This is a genomic window from Streptomyces sp. NPDC054863 (genome assembly GCF_053610825.1).
Genome location: NZ_JBSGZD010000008.1, coordinates 1 through 21,760 on the forward strand (window position 1 = coordinate 1; position 21,760 = coordinate 21,760).

The 21,760-nt window shown below is 71.4% G+C and carries 21 protein-coding genes; 7 read left to right on the forward strand and 14 right to left on the reverse strand.

Annotation, left to right across the window (positions count from 1 at the left end):
* Positions 1–210 precede the first annotated feature (210 nt).
* Positions 211–1,455: a TolB family protein gene (locus ACWGIG_RS03185; RefSeq protein WP_453319759.1), complete on the forward strand. Its 1,245-nt coding sequence runs from the start codon at positions 211–213 to the stop codon at positions 1,453–1,455.
* Between the two features lie 42 nt (positions 1,456–1,497).
* Here ACWGIG_RS03185 and ACWGIG_RS03190 read toward each other — a convergent pair whose 3' ends face one another.
* The gene (locus tag ACWGIG_RS03190; protein WP_453319760.1) at positions 1,498–2,406 is read right to left on the reverse strand and encodes a threonine/serine dehydratase; all 909 of its coding nucleotides are present in this window, start codon (positions 2,404–2,406) and stop codon (positions 1,498–1,500) included.
* Positions 2,407–2,546: 140 nt separating this feature from the next.
* Positions 2,547–3,842: a geranylgeranyl reductase family protein gene (locus tag ACWGIG_RS03195; RefSeq protein ID WP_453319761.1), complete on the reverse strand. Its 1,296-nt coding sequence runs from the start codon at positions 3,840–3,842 to the stop codon at positions 2,547–2,549.
* 105 nt (positions 3,843–3,947) lie between these two features.
* Here ACWGIG_RS03195 and ACWGIG_RS03200 point away from each other — a divergent pair, with 105 nt between their 5' ends.
* Entirely contained in the window at positions 3,948–4,505 is a 558-nt protein-coding gene (locus tag ACWGIG_RS03200) for a GNAT family N-acetyltransferase (protein WP_453319762.1), read from the forward strand.
* Positions 4,506–4,552: 47 nt separating this feature from the next.
* Here the strand turns inward: ACWGIG_RS03200 and ACWGIG_RS03205 are convergent, their stop codons facing one another.
* The 6 genes from ACWGIG_RS03205 to ACWGIG_RS03230 form a co-directional block, all read right to left on the reverse strand.
* Positions 4,553–5,533: a glutaminase gene (locus tag ACWGIG_RS03205; RefSeq protein ID WP_453319763.1), complete on the reverse strand. Its 981-nt coding sequence runs from the start codon at positions 5,531–5,533 to the stop codon at positions 4,553–4,555.
* Positions 5,530–6,225 (reverse strand): demethylmenaquinone methyltransferase, encoded by a 696-nt coding sequence (locus ACWGIG_RS03210; RefSeq protein WP_453319764.1) that lies wholly within the window; start codon positions 6,223–6,225, stop codon positions 5,530–5,532. The genes ACWGIG_RS03205 and ACWGIG_RS03210 overlap by 4 nt, the downstream gene beginning before the upstream one ends.
* Positions 6,226–6,459: 234 nt before the next feature.
* Positions 6,460–7,005 (reverse strand): imidazolonepropionase-like domain-containing protein, encoded by a 546-nt coding sequence (locus ACWGIG_RS03215; RefSeq protein WP_453319765.1) that lies wholly within the window; start codon positions 7,003–7,005, stop codon positions 6,460–6,462.
* A gap of 7 nt (positions 7,006–7,012) precedes the next feature.
* Positions 7,013–8,209 carry a cyclic dehypoxanthinyl futalosine synthase gene (gene mqnC, locus ACWGIG_RS03220; protein WP_453319766.1) on the reverse strand — a complete coding sequence of 399 codons (1,197 nt, stop codon included), beginning with the start codon at positions 8,207–8,209 and terminating at the stop codon, positions 7,013–7,015.
* Positions 8,210–8,349: 140 nt separating this feature from the next.
* A complete protein-coding gene (locus ACWGIG_RS03225; protein WP_453319767.1) occupies positions 8,350–8,796 on the reverse strand; it encodes a hypothetical protein in 447 nt (148 codons plus the stop codon).
* A gap of 76 nt (positions 8,797–8,872) precedes the next feature.
* On the reverse strand, positions 8,873–10,687 hold the full coding sequence (locus ACWGIG_RS03230) for a protein kinase domain-containing protein (RefSeq protein ID WP_453319768.1): 1,815 nt from the start codon (positions 10,685–10,687) through the stop codon (positions 8,873–8,875).
* A gap of 230 nt (positions 10,688–10,917) precedes the next feature.
* On the opposite strand from ACWGIG_RS03230, the gene ACWGIG_RS03235 reads away from it, so the two are divergent.
* Positions 10,918–11,949: an alpha/beta hydrolase gene (locus ACWGIG_RS03235; protein WP_453319769.1), complete on the forward strand. Its 1,032-nt coding sequence runs from the start codon at positions 10,918–10,920 to the stop codon at positions 11,947–11,949.
* Positions 11,950–11,961: 12 nt separating this feature from the next.
* Here the strand turns inward: ACWGIG_RS03235 and ACWGIG_RS03240 are convergent, their stop codons facing one another.
* Positions 11,962–12,834 carry a menaquinone biosynthetic enzyme MqnA/MqnD family protein gene (locus ACWGIG_RS03240; protein WP_453319770.1) on the reverse strand — a complete coding sequence of 291 codons (873 nt, stop codon included), beginning with the start codon at positions 12,832–12,834 and terminating at the stop codon, positions 11,962–11,964.
* Positions 12,835–13,165: 331 nt separating this feature from the next.
* Between ACWGIG_RS03240 and ACWGIG_RS03245 the strand changes: the two genes are divergently transcribed.
* Positions 13,166–13,369 carry a cold-shock protein gene (locus tag ACWGIG_RS03245; RefSeq protein ID WP_112451444.1) on the forward strand — a complete coding sequence of 68 codons (204 nt, stop codon included), beginning with the start codon at positions 13,166–13,168 and terminating at the stop codon, positions 13,367–13,369.
* 118 nt (positions 13,370–13,487) lie between these two features.
* Here ACWGIG_RS03245 and ACWGIG_RS03250 read toward each other — a convergent pair whose 3' ends face one another.
* On the reverse strand, positions 13,488–15,263 hold the full coding sequence (locus ACWGIG_RS03250; protein ID WP_453319771.1) for an AMP-dependent synthetase/ligase: 1,776 nt from the start codon (positions 15,261–15,263) through the stop codon (positions 13,488–13,490).
* A gap of 91 nt (positions 15,264–15,354) precedes the next feature.
* On the opposite strand from ACWGIG_RS03250, the gene ACWGIG_RS03255 reads away from it, so the two are divergent.
* Positions 15,355–16,413, forward strand: a complete 1,059-nt coding sequence (locus ACWGIG_RS03255; RefSeq protein ID WP_453319772.1) for an AraC family transcriptional regulator — start codon at positions 15,355–15,357, stop codon at positions 16,411–16,413.
* Between the two features lie 143 nt (positions 16,414–16,556).
* Positions 16,557–17,741, forward strand: a complete 1,185-nt coding sequence (locus ACWGIG_RS03260; RefSeq protein ID WP_453319773.1) for a lipase family protein — start codon at positions 16,557–16,559, stop codon at positions 17,739–17,741.
* A 50-nt stretch (positions 17,742–17,791) separates the two neighbouring features.
* Here ACWGIG_RS03260 and ACWGIG_RS03265 read toward each other — a convergent pair whose 3' ends face one another.
* The 4 genes from ACWGIG_RS03265 to ACWGIG_RS03280 all read right to left on the reverse strand — a co-directional run bounded on the left by ACWGIG_RS03265 (position 17,792) and on the right by ACWGIG_RS03280 (position 20,505).
* Positions 17,792–17,926 carry a hypothetical protein gene (locus ACWGIG_RS03265; protein WP_453319774.1) on the reverse strand — a complete coding sequence of 45 codons (135 nt, stop codon included), beginning with the start codon at positions 17,924–17,926 and terminating at the stop codon, positions 17,792–17,794.
* A gap of 105 nt (positions 17,927–18,031) precedes the next feature.
* Positions 18,032–18,691, reverse strand: a complete 660-nt coding sequence (locus tag ACWGIG_RS03270; protein WP_453319775.1) for a hypothetical protein — start codon at positions 18,689–18,691, stop codon at positions 18,032–18,034.
* A 113-nt stretch (positions 18,692–18,804) separates the two neighbouring features.
* Positions 18,805–19,737 (reverse strand): alpha/beta hydrolase, encoded by a 933-nt coding sequence (locus ACWGIG_RS03275; RefSeq protein WP_453319776.1) that lies wholly within the window; start codon positions 19,735–19,737, stop codon positions 18,805–18,807.
* A 54-nt stretch (positions 19,738–19,791) separates the two neighbouring features.
* Positions 19,792–20,505 carry a hypothetical protein gene (locus tag ACWGIG_RS03280; RefSeq protein WP_453319777.1) on the reverse strand — a complete coding sequence of 238 codons (714 nt, stop codon included), beginning with the start codon at positions 20,503–20,505 and terminating at the stop codon, positions 19,792–19,794.
* Positions 20,506–20,686: 181 nt separating this feature from the next.
* On the opposite strand from ACWGIG_RS03280, the gene ACWGIG_RS03285 reads away from it, so the two are divergent.
* Positions 20,687–21,745 carry a VWA domain-containing protein gene (locus ACWGIG_RS03285; protein ID WP_453319778.1) on the forward strand — a complete coding sequence of 353 codons (1,059 nt, stop codon included), beginning with the start codon at positions 20,687–20,689 and terminating at the stop codon, positions 21,743–21,745.
* Positions 21,746–21,760: the final 15 nt, after the last annotated feature.

Sequence of the window (21,760 nt, forward strand, 5' to 3'; positions counted from 1 at the left end):
GTCCCCCCGCTCGGGGACGGCGGCCCTCGGCCGTGGTCGCGTGCGGGCCGGCCCCAGACGTGCGGACCGGCCGCAGACGCATGAGTGCGTGCCCTGGTTGTGGTCATTTTCGGGGATTGACGCAGTGGCACGTGGTGCGTTCCCCTCGCAGGGGGTCCTCGGCGCATGGCCGGGGACGAAGTGCCAACGGGGGGAACCGTGCTCAGATTTATGCGTGGGGCGTCCGTCACCGTGCTCGCGGGGGCGATGCTCGCGGTCTCGGCGGCGTCCGTGACGGCGGCGCCGACGCCGCGGACCGAGCGGATCACCGTGTCGTCGACCGGGAAGCAGCTCAAGGAGGGGTCGGGCGCCAATGCGCTGAGCGCCGACGGGCGATTCGCCGTGTTCACCACCGCGGACACGCAGGTGGTGCCGGGCGACACCAACGGGCAGAGCGACGTGTTCGTCCGGGACCTGCGCCGAGGAACCGTCGAGCGGGTCAACGTGGCGTCGGACGGGACGCAGGCGAACGGCTCCAGCTACAGCGCGCAGATCAGCGCGGACGGCCGGTACGTCGCCTTCATCTCCTCGGCGACGAACCTCACCAAGTGGTCCCAGGCGCCCGAGTTCGCGCAGGACGTCTACCTGCACGACCGCGGCACCGGCCGCACGGAGCGGGTCAGCGTCGCCCCCGACGGCGGGTCCGCCTGGGCGCGCGACAACCTCGCCATGTCCGCCGACGGCCGCTACCTCGCCTTCGACGGCAACTCCCAGCGGCTGGAGGGTGACCCGAAGAACCAGACGCTCGCGTACCTCGTCGACCGCAGCACCGGCGCCACCAAGCGGATCAGCGACCACATCCCCGCGGAGTGGTACGTCTTCGACGTTGCCCTGAGCGCCGACGGCAGCCACCTGGCCTACGTGCAGCGGCACCCGCGCGGCGGGCGCCACGAGCTGTGGGTCGCCGATCTGCGCACCGGCGCGCAGCGCCTGGTGAACGCCACGCCCGAGGGCACGCCCACCAACGGCTCGCCGCTGGGCGCGAGCCTCTCCGCGGACGGCAGCCTCGTCTCGTACTCCTCCTTCGACGACAGCGTGGTCCCCGGGGCGCCCACGTACACCTGGGAGCTCTACCTGTTCGACAGCCGTACGGGAAAGACCCGGTGGATGACCCACGAGGGCAAGGGCGGGCTGAGCGCGGGTGTGCTCACTCCCGACGGCAGCCGGCTGGCCTACGGGACCGAGGTCCCGGCCGACGGGACGTCGGTGGAGAACGTCCACGTGCTGGACCTGAGGACCGGCAGGACCCAGCTCGTCACCCGCACGCTCGCGGGAGGCCCGCAGACCGAGGGGTACGCGGCGCCCAGCGCGTTCGGCGACCGCGGGCGGCTGCTGTACTTCTTCTCGACGTCGGCCGGGCTCGTCGCCGACGACACCAACGGGGTGGGTGACGGGTTCGTGCAGCGCTTGCGCTGACCGACCGGGGCTGACCGACCGGGGCTGACCCAACCGCTCCGGCTAAGTCAGGTCGCCGAGCCCGGTGTTCGCGCCGCAGAGGACGATAGCGGCGCGAACACCGGGCTCCGGCGCGTAGGCGTAGGCCGTCGCCGCCGCGTGTTCGACGGCGAGGCGGCGTTCGTCCCACAGCCGCTGCCGGGCTTCTACGATCGCCTCGTCCGGTACGAGCACGGAGCGCACGCCGTCGCGGCGGGCCGTGTCGAGGGCGGTCCGCGAGACCCTCGTCGCGCCGAGGGAGTCCGCGGCCACCGAGTCCACGGCGGAGTCGACGACATGGCCGGCGGCGAGGGCGGAGTTCAGGGCGCGGCAGTTCTCCGGTTCGACGGCGACGACCTGAATTCCCTTGTCCAGTGCGGCGGTTGCCACTCCGGCGAAGAGGCCGCCGCCGCCGACCGACACCACGATCGTGTCGAGGCCTTCGGGGGCCTGCCGGAGGATCTCCTCCGTGAGCGTGCCCGCGCCGGCCGCGATGAGCGGGTGGTCGTACGCGTGCGAGGCGAGCGCGCCGGAGGCCGCGGCGAACTCCTCGCAAGCGGCGCGGGCCTCGTCGTACCGCGTCCCGACGAGCCGTACGTCGGCGCCGTACGAACGCAGCCTGGCGACCTTCACCGGCGGTGCGGTCTCCGGGAGGAAGACGCTCGCGCGGACGCCGTGCTCGCGCGCGGCCCAGGCGCAGGCGAGGCCCGCGTTGCCGCCGGAGGCGATGGTCAGTCCTGCGTCGGGCAGCAGTCCCGCCTCGCGGTGGGCGAGCAGGAAGTTCATGGCGCCGCGGGCCTTGAAGCTGCCGGTGTGCTGCATGAATTCGAGGGCGAGGAGGGTGTTGCCGTCCCCCGGGGCGAGGGTGACGGGGCGGACGTGGCCCGCGATGCGGTCGGTGGCGGCTTTGATCTCGCCGGGGGTGAGGGTCATCCTGGGCTCCGGGGGTGGGTGGGCAGCACGGCTGGCGCCGGTGGGGGCGGGGGTTCGGGGCTGCGCCCCGTGCACGGCTGCGCCGCGCGTCCTCGAACGCCGGACGGGCTGGGACGGCTGCCCGGACGGGCCGGGATGCCCTACGAGTTCGGCGCGACCTTCGCCAGGCCGTTGATGATGCGGTCCATCGCGTCGCCGCCCGTCGGGTCCGTCAGGTTGGCCAGCATCTTCAGGGTGAAGCGCATCAGGACGGGGTGGGTGAGGCCCCGCTCCGCCGCCAGCTTCATGATCTTGGGGTTGCCGATGAGCTTCACGAAGGCGCGGCCCATCGTGTAGTAGCCGCCGTACGTGTCCTTGAGGACCTGCGGGTAGCGCGCCAGCGCCATTTCGCGCTGGGCGGGGGTCGCACGGGCGTGGGCCTGGACGATGACCTCGGAGGCGATCTGGCCGGACTCCATCGCGTAGGCGATGCCCTCGCCGTTGAACGGGTTGACCATCCCGCCCGCGTCGCCGACCAGGAGCAGGCCCTTGGTGTAGTGCGGCTGGCGGTTGAAGGCCATCGGGAGGGCGGCGCCGCGGATCGGCATCGTCATGTTCTCGGGCGTGTAGCCCCACTCGGCGGGCATCGACGCGCACCACGCCTTCAGCACCTCGCGCCAGTCCAGCTCCTTGAAAGCCTTGGAGGAGTTGAGGATGCCGAGGCCGACGTTGGACGTGCCGTCGCCCATGCCGAAGATCCAGCCGTAGCCGGGGAGCAGACGGTCCTGCGGGCCGCGCCGGTCCCACAGCTCCAGCCAGGACTCCAGGTAGTCGTCGTCGTGGCGGGGCGAGGTGAAGTACGTCCGTACCGCGACGCCCATCGGGCGGTCCTCGCGGCGGTGCAGGCCCATCGCCAGGGACAGGCGGGTGGAGTTGCCGTCGGCGGCGACCACGAGCGGGGCGTGGAAGGTGACGGGGAGCTTCTCCTCGCCGAGCTTCGCCTCGACGCCCGTGATGCGGCCGGTGCGCTTGTCGACGACCGGGGCGCCGACGTTGCAGCGCTCGTACAGCCGGGCGCCCGCCTTCTGAGCCTGCCGGGCGAGCTGCTCGTCGAAGTCGTCGCGCTTGCGGACCAGTCCGTAGTCCGGGTACGAGGCGAGCTCGGGCCAGTCCAGCTGGAGGCGCTGGCCGCCGCCGATGATGCGCAGGCCCTTGTTGCGCAGCCAGCCCGCTTCCTCGGAGATGTCGATGCCCATGGACACCAGCTGCTTGGTGGCGCGCGGGGTCAGACCGTCGCCGCAGACCTTTTCGCGGGGGAATGCGGTCTTTTCCAGAAGAAGTACGTCCAGGCCCGACTTGGCCAGGTAGTACGCGGTCGCGGAGCCGGCGGGTCCGGCCCCGACGACGATCACATCTGCGCTGTGCTCGGAGGGGGTCGCGGTCGCGGGCTCGGTCACGGCGGGGTCTCCCGTAAGACTCGATGTCGATGTTGTGCCTTGACGGCACAGGGCTATGGGCAGTCTATGGGGGCGTACCTCCCACTCATCTGAAGGGCTGCCCACATGACCCTCACGCCCCCCGCGGCTCCCGAGCTGTCCTCCGCGCCGTCCCGCGCACTCCCCGCCGTGCGGCTGCGCGTGCCGACCGAGGAGGACGCGTACGCCTGGTACGACGTGTTCAAGAATGCGGAGGTCATGGAGTTCCACGGCGGGAAGCCGCACGGTGTTTCCGTGTACGAGGAGCTGACGGCGCGCCAGCGCAAGCACGACGCCGAGCGGGGCTTCTGCCTCTGGACGCTGCTCGACGAGGACGACACCGTGATCGGCTTCACCGGCGCCCAGCCGTGGCCGCACGCCCACTTCGGACCGGTGGGCGAGATCGAGATCGGCTGGCGGCTCGGCCGCGCGTACTGGGGGCGTGGGTACGTCACCGCCGCCGCGCACGCGACCCTGGAGCGGGTACGGGCGGCCGGCGTACCGGAGGTGGCGGCGATGGTGGACGCGCGCAACGCCCGCTCCGTCGCCGTCGCCGAGCGGCTGGGGATGCGGCACGCGGAGACGTTCGTCGTCCCCGACTCCGAGCCGGAGCGCACGGGTTACTGCTTCCGGCTGGAGCTGTAGGGACGTTCTGGAGCTGTAGGGACGCTGCCGGGCGGGCGGGGGCCGGTTCAGAAGACCGAGAGCCCCGTCAGCGTCGTGAACCGGTCCAGTGCCGCTATGCCCGCCACCGAGTTCCCCTGCGGGTCGAGCCCCGGGCTCCACACGCACACCGTGCACGTCCCCGGTACGACGGCCACGATCCCGCCGCCGACGCCGCTCTTGCCCGGCAGCCCGACCCGGTACGCGAACTCGCCCGCGGCGTCGTACGTCCCGCAGGTCATCATCACCGCGTTGATCTGCTTGGCGAGCCTGCGCGGCAGCAGCCGCGTGCCGTCGGCGCGCAGCCCGTGCCGGGCCAGGAAGCGGGTGGCCAGCGCCAGGTCTGAGCAGTTCATCTCGATCGAGCACTGCCAGAAGTAGTGGTCGAGGAGGGCGGGGATGGGGTTGGCGATGTTGCCGTACGCCGCCATGAAGTGGGCGAGGGCGGCATTGCGGTCGCCGTTGTCGGACTCGGAGGCGGCGACCTCCGGGTCGAAGGTGACGTCCGGGTTCCCGCTCTCCTGCCGGACGAACTCCAGCAGCTCGCTGCTCGCGTCGCCGGTGAGGGTCTGGAGCCGGTCCGTCACGACCAGGGCGCCCGCGTTGATGAAGGGATTGCGCGGGATGCCGTTCTCGTACTCCAGCTGTACGAGCGAGTTGAACGGGTTGCCGGACGGCTCCCGCCCCACCTTCTCCCACAGGTCGTCGCCGCCCTGGGCGAGGGCCAGCGCGAGGGCGAAGACCTTGGTGATGGACTGGGTGGAGAACGGCCGCTGCCAGTCCCCCACCCCGTACACCTTGCCGTCGACGTCGGCGATCGCCATGCCGAAGCCGGCGGGGTCGACGCAGGACAGCGCGGGGATGTACGCGGCGACCTGGCCCGTCCCGACCTGCGGGCGGACGTCCTCCTCGATCTGCCGCAGGATGCCCTGGAAATCGAAGTCGACGGGCTGTTCGAGCTCGGACTCGCGCCCGTGCTCCGACTCCACGGCGGCCCTTCCCACGCTCATCGGGCCCGTACGCCCCGGTGCAGCGCGACGACGCCGCCCGTCAGGTTGCGCCAGGCGACCTTCGACCAGCCGGCGCCCTGGAGCTTGGCGGCGAGGCCCGCCTGGTCGGGCCAGGCGCGGATGGACTCGGCGAGGTAGACGTACGCGTCCGGGTTGGAGGAGACGGCCGTGGCGACCGGCGGCAGCGCCCGCATCAGGTACTCGGTGTAGACCGTCCTGAACGGCGCCCAGGTGGGGTGCGAGAACTCGCAGATCACCACCCGTCCGCCCTTCTTCGTCACCCGGAACAGCTCCTTCAGCGCGGCGTCCGTGTCGGCGACGTTGCGCAGCCCGAAGGAGATGGTGACGGCGTCGAAGGACTCGTCCTGGAAGGGCAGCTTCGTCGCGTCACCGGCGGTGAGCGGCAGGTGCGGATGCTTCCGCTTGCCCTCGCGGAGCATGCCGATGGAGAAGTCGCAGGGGACGACGTACGCCCCGGTGGCCGCAAAGGGGAGCGAGGAGGTGGCGGTACCGGCGGCGAGGTCGAGGATCCGCTTCCCGGGTCCCGCGTCCACCGCCTTGGCCACCTCCTTGCGCCAGGCGCGGTCCTGGCCGAGGGAGAGGACGGTGTTGGTCAGGTCGTAGTTCGCCGCCACGTCGTCGAACATCGAGGCGACTTCGTGCGGCTGCTTGTCCAAGGATGCGCGGGTCACTCGCCCATTGTGCAGGGTGCCTGGGCGGCGGGCGTGGGGGGCTCTCCCCGTGCGGGGCCGTGGGGGCTGGTGTCCGGGGCTGCGCCCCGTGCCCGGCTGCGCCGCGCGTCCTCAAACGCCGGACGGGCTGGGATGCCTAGGGGCGCGGGGCTGTACTGGACATGCGGCTCCGCCGCGTGGGCGCGACCAGCCACGACGCGCCCGCAGGTTCAGGCCCGCACGCACCCGCGGGGTTCAGCTCCGCCGGAACACCAGCCGTCCACCGACGACCGTCACCAGGCACTCCCCGCCCTGCTCCGCGAAGACCGCGAAGTCCGCCACCGCCGACGGAGTCAGAGGGTTCGGGGGCGGCGAGTGCAGCACCCGTACCGGTGAGCGCTCGACCGCGACCCGTACGGCGGGATGGGTGAAAGGACCCGCGACCGCCGTCGTCCCCCGCGAGAGGAGGCGCTGGACACCCCGCCGGGCGCTCGCACCCCACCGCGTGTCGGTCATGCCGAGATCGTGCAGGGCCTGCCCGGACAGGGGCTCGGTCCCGAGTGCCTCGGCCTCGCGCGGGTCCGGCCAGTAGTGCGACTGGAGGAGGGACACCGCGTCCGGCTCGTAACGGCCGGGGGTGAGGTACCCGTCCCACTCCCGGACGCGGGCCCGGGGCCCGTGGCCCGCCGCCAGTTCCTCGTACGCACCCACCGCGGAGATGCGGTCGCCGTCCACGACGACCGCGTCCCCGGACACGCCGTCCGCCTCCCGGATCCCCAGGACCCGGTGAATCGTCAGCACGGGCGCGTCAGTTGGAGGCGAGGAGCTTCAGCTCGGGGTGGGCCGTGCCGCCCTCGATCGCCGTGGAGGAGAGGTGCGAGACGACGTGGTCGTCGACCGGGTCGTCGGCCGGGTCGGTGTGCACGACCAGGTGCTCGTACGTCGTGGCGCGCTGGGCCGGGACCCGTCCCGCCTTCCGGATGAGGTCGATGATCTCCATCCGGTTGGAGCGGTGCTTGGCTCCCGCCGAGGAGACGACGTTCTCTTCGAGCATGATCGAGCCCAGGTCGTCGGCGCCGTAGTGCAGGGAGAGCTGGCCGACCTCCTTGCCGGTGGTCAGCCAGGAGCCCTGGATGTGCGCGACGTTGTCGAGGAAGATCCGCGCGATGGCGATGATGCGCAGGTACTCGAAGAGGGTGGCCTGCGTGCGGCCCTTCAGCGCGTTGTTCTGCGGCTGGTAGGTGTACGGGATGAACGCGCGGAAGCCGCCCGTCCGGTCCTGCACGTCGCGGATCATGCTCAGGTGCTCGATGCGCTCGGCGTTCGTCTCGCCCGTACCCATGAGCATGGTGGACGTCGACTCGACGCCGAGGCCGTGCGCCTCCTCCATGATCTCCAGCCAGCGCTCGCCGGACTCCTTGAGCGGCGCGATGGCCTTGCGGGGGCGGGCCGGGAGCAGCTCGGCGCCGGCGCCCGCGAAGGAGTCGAGGCCGGCGGCGTGGATGCGCTGGATCGCTTCCTTCGTCGACACCTTGGAGATGCGGGCCATGTGTTCGATCTCGGAGGCGCCCAGGGAGTGGATGACCAGCTGCGGGTACGCCTTCTTGATCGCGGCGAAGTGCTCTTCGTAGTACTCGACGCCGTAGTCCGGGTGGTGGCCGCCCTGGAACATGATCTGGGTGCCGCCCAGCTCCACGGTCTCCGCGCAGCGGCGCAGGATGTCGTCGAGGTCGCGGGTCCACACGTCGGGGCTCTTCGGCGCGGCGTAGAAGGCGCAGAACTTGCACGCGGTGACGCACGAGTTCGTGTAGTTGATGTTGCGCTCGATGATGTACGTCGCGATGTGCTCGGTACCCGCGTACCGGCGGCGGCGCACGGCGTCGGCGGCCTGGCCCAGCGCGTGCAGCGGGGCGTCGCGGTAGAGGTCGAGCGCTTCCTCGGGAGTGATGCGGCCACCCTCGGCGGCACGGTCAAGGACAGACTGGAGGTCGGCCTTCTCGGTCACCGGGGCGGTTCCTTCCCAAAGGGGTGCACAGCGGGGTGCGGGGCGGTACGGCAAGACCGATCCAGCGTACGCCAGGGGGACACCCGTCCTGTGAGCGGCCACGGGGCAGCCGCAGGGGGGCGGCGGCGTCGTACGCCCGCTCACTGCTCGTGCACGGGCCGCCGCCACCTCGGGACGACGGCCGCCCGGGCCGCCGCCTTCTTCGCTTCGCGGGTGTCCCGTCCCACGGCGATCCGCCACCCCACGCAGCCGGTGAACGCCAGGCCGCCGATCGCGGCCGGCACGTACCCGAACCGGTCCTCCGCGCCCAGCAGCAGGAGGGTCGCCCCGAGGAGCGCCAGGGACAGCAGGGCCAGCAGGCTGCCCCTGTTCTGGAGCCGCCTGGCGTCGCCCGCCGGAAGGCGGTCGCGCAGGAGCCACCACAGCGCGAGGAACACCAGGGCGAAACCGCCGGGTATCGGGGCCACGGACGCCTGCCCGGCGGCGAGGTAGCCGCCCGCCGCGAAGAGCATCGGGGCGCCGACGCCGAACATGGCGGCCCGGGCGGCGCCGGTCGGGACGGTGCTGGGACGCAGAACGAAGACCATGGCCCGGCAGCCTGCCACAGCACCCCGCACCCTCCCCCACGAGCGCCCCGTGCGGCTGCCCCGCCCCCCCCCGGGGCTACTGCTTCCTGAGCGTGCCGTACGGCTTCCCCTGCTTCGTCGAGGGCGACGTGTACTGGAGGGTGCCGTCCGGATTGCGGGTGAGGACCAGTTCGCTGGGCTCTCCGGAGCAGATCAGCGGGGTGGAGGGGCGGGCCGGGTCCAGGCGGCCGTGGACGACGACCTTGTCCGCGGTGGCCGAGACGAGCTTGCCGACCCAGTGGCACTTGGCCACGCCCATCAGGTCGTACGAGGACTTCAGCACCTCCTCGCCCTTGGCCCCCTTGGCGAGCGTGAGCGTGATGGTGCCGTGCGGCTGGTTGGTCGTGCCCTCGGTGAGGTTGCCGCTCCACACCCCGAGGAAGCTGTCCGGCACACCGCCGCCCGGCACCTGCGGAGCCGACGACTTCACTTCCGACGGCTTGGCCGCACCGGGGTCGGCGGCGTCCTTGCCGTTGTGGGACGACTGCAGGTTGGGCAGGAGGAAGGAGGCGCCGAGGGTCACCACGGCCAGCGCCCCGGCCACCGCGAGCACGAGGGTGCAGCTGCGGCGCCCGCCCCGGCCGCCCGGCGTTTCGGAGGGCGTGGACTCGGTGGCGACGGACACGGAGAGCCCGGGCCGCCCCGCCCGCTGCCCGGGGACGTCCGGCTTCTGCCCGGAGGGGGCCTGCCCGCGCTCGGCCGGGACCGCCGCCGGAGTCGCCGCCGGGGTACCGGCAGGGGTCACCGCCGGGGTACCGGCAGGGGTCGCCGTCGGAGTACCGGCAGGGGTCACCGCCGGGGTACCGGCAGGAGTCGCCGCCGGGGTCGCCCCCCGGCCCCCGCCCTCCCCGTACGAACTCGGCGGCGGCCCGAATTCCCCGGCCACCGGAGCCCCGCCGTTCGCCACCGCCCCGTGAGTGAACGGCACGGGCCCGGACCGCGGGTCCGTGCCCGGTGCCGCTTCCAGTTCCAGCAGCCGCACCGCGCTCCGCCCCGCCTCCGCGACCAGCTCCCCCGGCAGCCAGCCCTTCGCGACCTCCGGGGCGGCGCCGGAAGGGGCCAGCCGGGCGGCGATCTGTTCGGGCGTCGGCCGGTCGGCGGCGGACTTGGCGAGGCAGGCGAGCACGAGGTCCCTCAAGTCCCCGCCCAAACCGTCGAGTTCGGGCTCCTCGTGCACCACCTTGTAGAGCAGGGAGGCCGCCGAGTCGCCGGGGAAGGGCGCCGTGCCCGTCGCCGCGTACGCGAGCACCGCGCCCAGCGAGAAGACGTCGGCGGCGGCGGTGACGCCCTTGCCGAGGATCTGTTCGGGCGACATGTAGCCGGGCGAGCCCACCGAGACGCCGGTGGAGGTGAGCGAGGCCGTGGAGTCGGTGGCCCGGGCGATGCCGAAGTCGATGAGGCGGGGGCCGTCGAGGGTCAGCAGCACGTTGGACGGCTTCACGTCCCGGTGTACGAGGCCCAGCGCGTGCACCGCCGTCAGCGCCTCCGCGAGGCCCGCGCCCAGCGCTCGTACGGAAGCGGCCGGCAGCGGCCCGTGCCCCGCGACCGCCTGCGTCAACGAGGGGCCCGCCACGTAACCCGTCGCCACCCACGGCACCCTGGCGTCCGGATCGGCGTCGAGCACGGGCGCCGTCCAGGCCCCGCCGACCCGCCTCGCGGCCTCCACCTCACGGCGGAAACGGGCCCGGAACTCCTCGTCCAGGGCGAAGTGCGGGTGCACGATCTTGACGGCGACCGTCCGTCCGCCGGCACTGCGCCCGAGGTACACCCGGCCCATGCCGCCCGACCCCAGGCGGCCGAGCAGCCGGTAGTCACCGATATTCTGCGGATCGCCCGCGTCCAACGGCTGCATGGTGGTGCGCTCCCCCCGAGGACCCGCTCAGTGGCCCACGCCACGTGAGCCTCGTGAACCCGTACCCCACAGTAGGGCCCACGTGTGCGGGATCACCCGGACAATTCAGACACCGGGTGAACCGATGGCCCCCGGGTCGCATCTCCTTGTACGTAAATCGCCGGCCCCCTCCACCGCGCCCCCCAGCGTCCCTGTCCGCCCCCACCGACTCACCCGCCCGGAGCCCGCCCATGAACCGCCTGGTCAGCCGCCGTCTGATAGCAGTCACCGTGATCGGCTCCGCACTGGCGCTGTCGCTGACCGGCTGCTCGGACGAGGGCGAACCCTACGACTTCAACTCGGCGGCCGGCGGCGGCAATTCCGTCCAGCACGCCGCGGTCTCCGGCGACGGCGCGACCCGGTTGCCGATGGGCCCGCGCGCGGACTTCTCCGTCTTCCGCTCCCTGGACGACGGCACGAAGGTCGCCGAGGCGACGGTGTCCGGTGCGAAGTCCGGTTTCACGGGCAAGGTGTGGGTGTGGGCGCCGAAGCAGTACTTCGACCCCAAGTTCGCGAACAGCGGCTTTCCGGTGCTGATCGCCCTGCCCGGGTCGTACGGATTCGGCAGCAATTACTGGACGAAGCCCACCAACCCGTTCCTCGACACGGTCTCCCGGATGTCCGACGAGGGCACCAGCCTGCCCTTCGTCGTCGTCATGCCGGTACTGAATCCGGAGAAGCGGTACTACGACGGAAGTGACATTCCGGGGCAGCCCAAAATGGGCACCTGGATGACGGACGACGTCCCGGATTTCGTCCGGGCGAATTTCCGTACGTTCAATTCGCGGGACGGCTGGGCGTTCATGGGCTCGTCGTCCGGGGGATTCGTCGCACTGAAATCCGTACTCAAGCACCCGGACCGGTTCAAGGCCGTGATTTCCTCGGGCCCCGACATCGTGCCGGACTCCCCGCTGTGGAAGGGCCACCCGGCTCAGAAGCTCGCGAACAATCCGCGCAAGCTGGCCGGCGACCTGATCAAGAAGCGGGGTGCGCCGGACGTCTACGTGGCGTTCCAGGTGGGCAGCAAGGAGACCCTCCAGCCGCGGGTGAACCGCTTCATCCGGGAGTACGGCAAGGGCCCCGTCAAAACGCATCTGGAGGTCGTCCCGGACGGCGTCCACAACCCGGCGACGTACGTCAGGGGCATGGAGGCGAGCAGCCTCGCCTGGATCAGCTCCCACCTGAAGGCGCCCGTCCCCACGCCGGGCGCCCCCACGCCGTAGTACCGGCGGGGGCTACTCGCCGAGCAGCGTGACCCGGACGTCCGCCGGGTAGCCGGTGGACTCGCCGGTGCGGCGTGCGAACTCCAGGACGCCCTTGATCTGGTCGGACCCGAAGCGGAAGTCCAGCGTCGTGAAGTACTTCTCCAGCAGCTCGGCGTCGAAGTCCTCCCACCGCGCGGCCTGCTCGGCGACCCGGTCGACCTCGGCGAGCGACAGGTCCCGGGAGGCCAGGAACGCCTCGTGCGCCTTGTGCACGTGGTGCGGTTCGCGCGCCAGGTAGTCCTTGCGGGCCGCCCACACGGCGAAGACGAACGGCAGCCCCGTCCACTCCTTCCACATCTGCCCCAGGTCGTGGACCTCCAGGCCGAGCCGGGGCGCGTCGTGCAGCGAGGCCCGCAGCGCGGCGTCCCCGATGAGCACGGCCGCGTCCGCCTCGCGCATCATCAGCGAGAGGTCGGGCGGGCAGGTGTAGTAGTCGGGCTCGACGCCGTACTGCTCGGCGAGGAGCAGTTGTGCCAGGCGTACGGAGGTGCGCGAGGTCGACCCGAGGGCGACCCGCGCCTTGTCGAGCTGTTCCAGGGGCACCTTGGAGACGATCACGCAGGACATCACCGGGCCGTCGCAGCCGACCGCGAGGTCCGGGAAGGCGACCAGGTCGTCGGCGTTGCGCAGGAACTCGACGAGCGTGACGGGACCGATGTCGAGATCACCGCGGATGATCTGCTCGCTGAGCCGCTCGGGGGTGTCCTTCGTCAGCTCGAAGTCGAGCAGGGTTCCGGTCCGTGCGAGACCCCAGTAGAGGGGCATGCAGTTCAGGAACTGGATGTGGCCGACGCGGGGCCGGGTGCGGTTCGGCGTCAGCTCGCCAGCGGTTGAATTGTCCACATCGTGAGGCTAGACCCGGAGTGCGCGGAGGGCCCCTCCGGGGGGCCTGCGCGGGACTCCGGCCCGGGCCGCGCCCCCCTCTCGGACCCCTCCTCGACCGCTCCCCCAAACCCCTCCTGACGTCAGCCGACACGCCCGTGTCAAACATCCGAGTGACGTGATCTTTCCCTCTACCGCTTGCCTGAGGGTGCGTGCTAGGCTCGCCCGCAAGTTGCAGTTTGGTTTCCCTTGCAGTACAGAGCCTGCGGAGCATGTAACCCCGCAGGCTTTTGTTTTCAGACTTCCTTGTAGGTTCTGGAGCAGGGCAACCCTTTGGCCCATGGGAGGGCTTATGGCTACCGGAACCGTCAAGTGGTTCAACGCTGAAAAGGGCTTCGGCTTCATCGCCCAGGACGGCGGCGGCCCGGATGTCTTCGTCCACTACTCCGCGATCAACGCGGCTGGTTTCCGCTCGCTTGAGGAGAACCAGCTCGTGAACTTCGACGTCACGCAGGGCCCCAAGGGCCCGCAGGCGGAGAACGTCACCCCCGCCTAAGTCCTCGACTTGGTGGAAATGACCGATCGCGGTCATTGAACAGCAGTACCCAAGGAGCCCTGTCCCGTGAAAGCGGAACAGGGCTCCTGCCTTTTCGCATTCTTTACGGGTTCATGCTTTACGGGTTCTTGTCGTAAAGCTCTTCGATTTCCGCCGCATAACGCTCCAGGACGGCTTTCCGCCGCACCTTCAGCGTCGGCGTGAGCACCCCGCCCCCGATGCTGAAGTCCTCGTCGAGCACGGCGAAGTCGCGGATGCGGGCGGGCCGCGAAAGCTGCGCGTTGGCGTCCTCCACCGCCTGCCGCACCAGCTCCCGCACGGCGGGGTGTCGCCCCGGCCGCTCCCCCAGCTCGTGCCCCTCCCGCGCCGCCCATCCGGCGATCTCGTCGGCCTCCAGGGTGATCAGTGCGACGGGGTGCGGTCTGCGGTCGCCGACCAGCACGGCGTGCGAGACGTACCGCGACTGCTGGACGGCGTGCTCGACGAGCGAAGGGGTGAGGTTCTTGCCGGAGGAGGTGATGATGAGGTCCTTCTTGCGCCCGGTGATGGTGAGGAACCCGTCCTCGTCGAGCCGCCCCAGGTCACCGGTGTGCAGCCAGCCCTCGTCGTCGAGGGTCTCGCGGGTGGCGGACTCGTTGCCGTGGTACCCGGGAAAGACCATGGCCCCGCGCGCCAGCACCTCCCCGTCGCCGTCCCCCTCCTCCTCGCCGATCCGGATCTCGCAGCCGGGGTAGGCGCGGCCGACCGTGCCGTGGCGGACGGCGTCGGGCCGGTTGAGCGAGATGACGCCGCCGGACTCCGTCATTCCGTACCCCTCGTACACGGGGATCGAGCAGGCCCGCAGGAAGTCGAGGGTCTGCGGGGCGATGGGGGCGGCCCCGGTGAGCGCCCACCGCAGCCGACCGCCGAAGGCGCCGCGCACGAGCCCGTACAGCGACTTCTCGGCGGCTTCGTACGCTTCCCGGTCAGCTTCCGGAAGCCGGCCTTCCGCCGCCAGGACCCCGATCCGCACGGCTTCGTCGAACCGCTCCCTGCCACCCTCCTGGGCCTCCGCCATCCCCAGCACCACCGAGTGCACCTTCTCGAAGAGCCGCGGCACGGACGGCAGATGGGTCGGCCGCACCTCGCCCAGCTCACTGAGGACGTCCTCGATCCGCCCTCCGAAATAGCACAACTCCCCGCCGAACATGAGGGTGTTGAACTCGATGAGCTGCGCGAGGAGATGCGCGAGCGGGAGATAGAGGTACGTGACGTCCCCCGGCCCGCCCCCGATCATCTCGGCCCCGCCGTCGAGCACGGCCCCGAAGTTGGCGTGGGTGAGGCGGCAGCCCTTGGGTGGACCGGTGGTGCCGGAGGTGTAGACGAGGGAGGAGAGGTCGGAGGGGGCGACGGAGGCGGCCCGGGCGAGGAAGTCTTCGAGGGTCACCTGCGTCCGGGGCAGCCCTCCGAGGTCCGGCATGAGGACGGTCCGGAGCCCGGCCCTCTCCCCCTCCGCCCCCTCCACCCGCTTCGCCTGCTCCACGCTCTCGCAGATCACCAGGCTCGCGCCGGAGTCGCGCAGCACCCAGGCCATCTCCTCCTCCCCCGCCGTCGGGTACACGGGGACGGCGACCGCGCCGACCGCGAGCACCGCGAAGTGCGCGTACGTCCACTCGATGCGGGTCTCGCCGAGGAGGGCGACGCGGTCGCCGGGGGCCACTCCGGACGCCATCAGACCGCGCCCGATCTCCCTGACGGTGTCACGGAGTTGGGCGTAGGAGACCGGGCGGGCGCCCTTCGCGCGCAGCGCGGGGAGGTTGCCGTAGCGCTCGCCCGCCCACTCGGTGAACTCCGCCAGGGCCGCGGGCCGCGACCGCATCGCACCAGCGCCCGCCGTGCTCATCGCATCCGTCATGACCCGAAGGTAAGTACACGTCCGGTCGAGGGAGATGACGGGAAACGTCACCCCCGCTGACCCGTGCGCTCAAAGCCGCTACCGTCACGCCATGGGCAAGCGGACGATCACCGTGCACCACGTACGCGCCGTACTGCGGGGTGCCGAGCGCGCGGGCGCCGACCTCGTCCCCCTCCTCCAGGCCGCGCACATCCCGCCGCTGCTGCTCGGCGACGACCGGGCCCGCATCACCTCGGTCCAGTTCGCCCGTCTGTTCCGGGCGTTGTACCGCACCACGCAGGACGAGTTCCTGGGCCTGGCAGCGACGCCCAGCCGCCCCGGCACCTTCGCGATGATGTGCTGCGCGGCGCTGGCCTGCCCGGACCTGGGCCGTGCGATGGAACGCGGCACCGCGTTCTACGGCCTCTTCGACGGCGGCCCCGACCTGACCCTCACCCGGACGCCCACCGAAGCGGTCTTCACCGTCCACAACAACCTCGACACCGACGAGGACCGCTTCCTCACCGAGTGCATGGTGATCATCTGGCACCGCCTGTGCAGCTGGCTGACCGGCAGCCGGATCCCGCTCCGCTGGGCGGAGTTCGACTATCCGCCGCCGCCGCACAAGAGCGAGTACGCGACCCTGTTCGGCTGCCCGGTCCGGTTCGGGGCCCCGCGCACGGCGGCGGGCTTCGACGTGCACTGGCTCGCGGCCCCGCTCGTCCAGGACGAGGAATCCCTCGACTCCCTGCTCCACCGGGCCCCGTTCGACCTCCTCACCCGCCGCGAGTACGGCACGACGGTCGCCGAGCAGGTCCGCCGCTCGCTCGCCCAGGCGCTGCGGGCCGGCCCGCGGCTCCCCTCCCTCACCGACACGGCCGCCCGGCTCGCGGTCAGCCCGGCGACGCTGCGGCGCAGGCTGGACCGCGAGAACACGTCGTTCCAGCAGCTCAAGGACGCGGTACGGAGGGACGCGGCGATCGCGGGCCTGACCGAGGGCAGCGAACCGATCGCCGAGCTCGCCGCCCGCCTCGGCTTCTCGGAGGACACGAGCTTCCACCGGGCGTTCAGGAGGTGGACGGGGACGACGCCGGGGGCGTACCGGGTGAGCCACGTCTGCACGCCCGCAAGAACCCCACCCCAGACCCCACCCCTGACCCCGCCCCTGTGAGACTCCACGTCAGTGAAGCTGAGCATTCCGGTCAGAGCGTTTCTTACTCCCCGGTCACTACGTTCTCCCCACGAACGCGAACACGTACCCGCACCCAGCGGAACGCTGCACCCTGCACCCCCACCCGCTCGTAGGGAGAGCCGATGTCCGTACGTCACAGAGTGCTCGCCGCATCCGCGGCCCTCGCACTGGCCGCCGCGCTGCCGACCGCCGCGTCGGCGACGGCCGCCGAGGACGCACCGCCCGCAGCCCCGGCCACCACGTCCGCCCCCGGCGACCTGGTCTCCTCCTCCCCCACGTCCTTCCACCCCCTCCCCCTCCAGCCCACCCACACCGACGCCTGGCACATCAACTACCGCTCGACGACCGCGAAGGGCGCCGCGAACACCGTCTCGGGCACGGTCATCGTCCCGAAGGACGGCAGGAAGGGCCCGCGCCCGCTCGTCACGTACGCGGTGGGCACGGTCGGCATGGGCGACCAGTGCGCACCGAGCGCGGGCTTCCCGTACGGGACGACGGTGGAGGCGACCCTCATCAACCAGGCCGTCCAGCGCGGCTGGGCGGTGGCGGTCACCGACTACGAGGGGCTGGGCACCCCGGGCGACCACACCTACACGGTCGGCCGGGCGGAGGGCCAGGCGGTCCTGGACGCGGCCCGCGCCGCCCTGAAGCTCCCGTCCGACAGGACCGGCCTGACCGCCGCCTCCCCCGTCGGCATCATGGGCTACTCGCAGGGCGGCCAGGCCAGCAGTTGGGCGGCCGAGCTCCACGACTCGTACGCCCCGGAACTCAACGTCAGGGGCACGGCGACCGGCGGTGTCCCGGCGGACCTGATGGAGGTCGCGAAGTTCAACGACGGCAACCTCGGGGCCGGCCTCATCCTCATGGCAGCGGCAGGCCACGACACCGCCTATCCGGAGCTGAAGCTCGACTCCTACCTCAACCCCCAGGGCAAGGCGTACGTCGACTTCATGCGCAAGAACTGCGTGGCGATCAACGCGATCTCCGCCCCGTTCAAGCGCATCAGCGAGGTCACGACCACCAACCCCCTGGAAGCCCCCGACTGGAAGGCCAGACTGGCCGCGTCCAAGCTGGGCACCCACGCCCCTGACCACCCGGTGTACCTCTACCACGGCGGCCTGGACGAGCTGATCCCGTACAAGGTCGGCCAGCAACTGCGCACGGACTGGTGCAAGGCGGGCGCGAAGGTCCAGTGGCGCTCGCACCCCCTCCTCGAACACATCGGAGGGGTGACGATCGGCGCGTTCCCCGCCATGAACTGGCTCAACGACCGCTTCGAGGGCAAGCCCGCAACCGGCAACTGCTAGCCCCACCCCACCACTTGAGGCCCGGCCGCACGCACCACCCGGCCGGGCCTTCACTCGTCCCGGTCGGGCTCGTCGAAGAGTTCATCGGCCGTGGTCACGGTGAGGGCACGGACCATCCACGCGGTGAGGGTGTCGTGATCGGCGCACGAGGCGATGCGCTCGCGCACCTCGTCGGGGACGGCCACCTCGCGCTGGCCGAGGATGAGCAGGAGCCCCTCCGCGAGGCCTTCGGCGCGACCTTCGGACAGACCCTCGGACCGGCCCTCGGACCGGAGCTCGCATCGTCATCGTCAACGGTTTTCAGGGCGAAGGGCTTCCCGATCTCCAGGCGTGAACGGGCCGGTCACGGGGGCCACGCACTTGTCGACGACGGTCATGTCACCGGCCGCCGAGCCCTCCAGGCAGAGTCGGCCGCCCTTCTCGCGCAGGTCGAGGAAGAACCGTGTGGTCGCACCGGACTGCTTGAGGTCGTGGATGCGGGCGTCGACGTAGCCGAGGCCGTTCAGGATCGCCTTGACCTTGGCGGGAGTGGGGTCGGCCAGATCCCAGAGCGCCTGGGCGATGCGCTCCTCGTGCAGGGAGCTGGCGCACCAGTCGCGGGCGTTCAGCTCCACTTCCGGCCCCGCCGTGGGAGCAATGGGCTCCACGGGGCCGGGCGGCGGTTCCACCGAACCGGGCGGCGGCTTGGCCGGGCCGGACGGCGGTGCCACCGGCGGGCCGCTCGCGGGGCACGACTGCGCGACCTTGCCCAGCATGGCTGTGAAGGCCGCGTCCGGCCGGTCTCCCACGGTGGCCGCGGCCTTGGCCTGCTCTCCGCCCGCGACCGCCTTCTCGGTGCCGCAGGCGCCAAGTGCCAGCGAGGCGACGGCTGTTATCGCGAGGGCGAGGAGCGGGCGGCGGCGCGCGGAGCGGGCGAACGTGGCGGTCGGGGCAGGGCGGCTTCTTCTCATGCGCACAGTCTTTGGGCGAGCCGCCCGTTGCGCGTGAGTACAGGTACCCAGGTGAGTAGGGGTACTCGCTCAAGCTGTACTCGCTCAAGGGGTACTCGCTCAAGCTGTACTCGCTACCCCCCGCTTCCGGCGATCCGCTCCCGCAGCCACGACTCGACCCCGCTCAGCGCCGTCCTGGCCATTGCCGTCGGGTGGCTCGTGAAGCCGTGGGGGGATGCGGGGTAGACGCGGAGTACGACGTCGTTGTGTGCCGCTGAGAGCCTTCCGGCCATCGTCAGGTTGTCCTCCAGCAGTACGTCCTCGCTGCCGACGACCAGCAGCGTGGGCGGCAGCCCGTCGAGGTCTCCGTAGACGGGAGAGAGGTCGGGGACGGTGCGGTCCTCCACGTGCCCGGCGTAGGCCTGGAGGAAGTACTCGTCCGCGATCCGGCGACCGGCCGGGGTGCGGGCACTCAGGTCGTACGTACCGAACTGGAGCGCCGCGCCCGCGAATTGGCCCACGGCGCCCCGGTCCCGCAGCCGCAGGAGCGTCGCCAGGGCGAGGGTGGCCCCGGCGGAGGCGCCGCCGATCGCGAGCCGGGACGTTCCGAAGCGGGCTTCGGCTTCCTCGACGAGCCAGAGCGCTGCTGTTTCGCAGTCGTCGGGCGCCGCCGGCCAGGGGTGCTCGGGTGCCAGCCGGTAGTCGACGCTGACGACGGCGAGGCCAAGGGCGTCCGCGAGCGCGCGGTTGCGCACGTCCCCGCGCGCTGCGGAGTCCAGGTAGAAGCCGCCGCCGTGGATGTCCAGGTGGACGCCGCGCGGCGGACCGTCGGCGGGCGTGAAGATCCGGACGGGGACGCGTGCTTCCGCGGCTCCGACCGTCTCTTCGAGGGCGGGCGGATCGGCGGCAGGCGCAGGGGCGGCGGCCCTCTTCGCCCGTACGTCCCTGAGCTCCGCCGGCGTGCCCGGGCCCCGGCCCGCCACCCTCGACCTGTAGAAGTCCCGGGCTTCCTCGACCTGCTCCGCGGTCACGTCGTCGGCGAACAGTGCGTCCAGCGCGAATCGCACGCGCCCTCCTCGTCATCAATTCGTCAATTCGTCAGTTCGTCACTCGGATCTCCGCTACCGGACGTGCAGCCAGACCCGCAGGGGACCCACCGGCTCGAAGCCGTGGCGGACGGCGACCGCCAGGGCGTCGCCCTGTTCGTAGCCGACCACCGGCAGGACGGGGAACAGCCTGTGCACAGCTTCCAGCACGACCGGCCAGGCCGCGTCGGACCCGCCGTCCCGTGCGAAGACATTGGTGATCCCGACCACCTGCTCACTGCGGCTCGCCACCGCTCCCGCGACCACCCGGCCGTCAGCGGACCGCCCGGCGAGCACGAACGTGGCCGGGTCGTCGAGCAGTTCGGGCCGGAAGAGGTCCGCGTTGCCGGCCCCGTCGTCCCAGGCGAGCGCCCAGGCGCGCAGCGCGTCCGGATCCTCGGCCACGTCCCAGCAGAGGTCCGGCGCCACGGCGGGCGCACTTGCCGGGCGGTGGATCCACTGCGCCTCGAACAGCACCTGGAAGCCGGCCTCGGTCAGGTCGAGGTCGGCGAAGCTGTCCTTGACGGAGGCGCCGGGTGCGACGGTGTCGATCCGGGACACCAGCGCGGCCCGCTCGGCGCCCGGCACCAGCGTCACTGCGTCGGGGTAAAAGAGCGGCGTGCGGGACGGAGCGGCCCAGGCATCCGCCCCGAACCCGCCCGCCGAGCCGTGCGCTCGGCCCATCGCCGTGCACCACTCGGCGTTGTTGCGGGCGGCGGCCAGGACCAGGTGCTGCTGCGGAGTCGTCACGACTACGGATCATGACGACTCCGGCCCGGCCTGTCGAACGGTCTTCCGATGGATCCAGGGCGCCGGGCCCGTGCTCCACATCCCGTACGAAGTGGGCGTTCTCGCAGGTCAGGGGCGTTGTCAGTGGGCCCACCTAGTGTGAAGTCATCACTCGGGGAGCCTCCGAAGGGGGAGCAGAAGCATGTCTGCCAACAAGATCCAGCACAAGGTGAATCACGTCGCGCTGGTCGTGGACTGTTCGGGGTCGATGCGCCCGCACCAGAGCCAACTGGTGCGTGTGGTCGACGAGTTCGTGGCGGGGCTGAAGGCCGAGTCGGACAGCCTCGGGCACGAGACCCGGATCAGCCTCTACTCCTTCGACCACCGGGTGGAGAATCTGGTGTGGGACATGGACGTGAAGCACCTGCCGTCCATGCGCGGGCTCTACAAGGTCAACGGCGGCGCCACCGCCCTCATCGAGGCCTCGCTGAAGTCGCTCGACGACCTGGGGCACATCTGGGAGGAGTACGGCGAGCACAGCTTCCTCCAGATCGTCGTGACGGACGGCGAGGAGAACGCCTCCGGCGGTTCCATGCGGCACGACGGCGACATGACCGTCCTCGGCCCCTGGCTCGACCGGATCGCGGCGAAGATGGGCGGGCTGCCCGGGCACTGGACCTCTGCGATCCTCGTCCCGAATTCCCTGGCCAAGCGCACCGCGCAGAACTACGGCTTCCCGGCGGGGAACATCGCCATCTGGGACGCGGACACCCAGGAGGGTGTCGAGGAGGCCATCGGCGCCGTCCGCGCCGCCGCCACCAGCTTCCTGCGCGGTCGCGAGCAGGGCGTGCGCGGCACGAAGAACCTGTTCGCCGTCGGCCAGGACGTCTCGGTCGACGACGTCCGGGCGAAGCTCGAACCCGTTCCGGCCGACAAGTACCGGCTCCTGAAGGTCGACTCCGAGGTCGAGATCCGGGCCTTCGTCGACTCGCACCCGGGCGTGACGTACGAACGCGGCTCCTGCTACTACCAGTTGGGCACACGCGTCCAGGTCCAGGCCGACAAGGAAGTCATCGTGGTCGAGAAGGACACCGACCGCGCCTACACCGGCGACGCGGCGCGCAATCTGCTGTTCGGCTCGGGTGTTCAGGGGACCGTCTCCGTGAAGGCGGGGAACAACCCCAAGCTGGAGGTCTACGTCCAGAGCCGCTCGGTGAACCGGAAGCTCAAGCCGAAGACGCGGCTGCTCATCATGCTGTGACGAGCACCCTCCGGC

Coding starts and splice junctions, on each gene's coding strand:
- ACWGIG_RS03285 (WP_453319778.1), top strand. CDS start 20,687: ATGTCTGCCAACAAGATCCAGCACAAGGTGAATCACGTCGCGCTGGTC.
- ACWGIG_RS03230 (WP_453319768.1), bottom strand. CDS start 10,687: ATGCAGCCGTTGGACGCGGGCGATCCGCAGAATATCGGTGACTACCGG.
- ACWGIG_RS03185 (WP_453319759.1), top strand. CDS start 211: ATGCGTGGGGCGTCCGTCACCGTGCTCGCGGGGGCGATGCTCGCGGTC.
- ACWGIG_RS03255 (WP_453319772.1), top strand. CDS start 15,355: ATGGGCAAGCGGACGATCACCGTGCACCACGTACGCGCCGTACTGCGG.
- ACWGIG_RS03225 (WP_453319767.1), bottom strand. CDS start 8,796: ATGGTCTTCGTTCTGCGTCCCAGCACCGTCCCGACCGGCGCCGCCCGG.
- ACWGIG_RS03245 (WP_112451444.1), top strand. CDS start 13,166: ATGGCTACCGGAACCGTCAAGTGGTTCAACGCTGAAAAGGGCTTCGGC.
- ACWGIG_RS03235 (WP_453319769.1), top strand. CDS start 10,918: ATGAACCGCCTGGTCAGCCGCCGTCTGATAGCAGTCACCGTGATCGGC.
- ACWGIG_RS03190 (WP_453319760.1), bottom strand. CDS start 2,406: ATGACCCTCACCCCCGGCGAGATCAAAGCCGCCACCGACCGCATCGCG.
- ACWGIG_RS03270 (WP_453319775.1), bottom strand. CDS start 18,691: ATGAGAAGAAGCCGCCCTGCCCCGACCGCCACGTTCGCCCGCTCCGCG.
- ACWGIG_RS03200 (WP_453319762.1), top strand. CDS start 3,948: ATGACCCTCACGCCCCCCGCGGCTCCCGAGCTGTCCTCCGCGCCGTCC.
- ACWGIG_RS03205 (WP_453319763.1), bottom strand. CDS start 5,533: ATGAGCGTGGGAAGGGCCGCCGTGGAGTCGGAGCACGGGCGCGAGTCC.
- ACWGIG_RS03250 (WP_453319771.1), bottom strand. CDS start 15,263: ATGACGGATGCGATGAGCACGGCGGGCGCTGGTGCGATGCGGTCGCGG.
- ACWGIG_RS03260 (WP_453319773.1), top strand. CDS start 16,557: ATGTCCGTACGTCACAGAGTGCTCGCCGCATCCGCGGCCCTCGCACTG.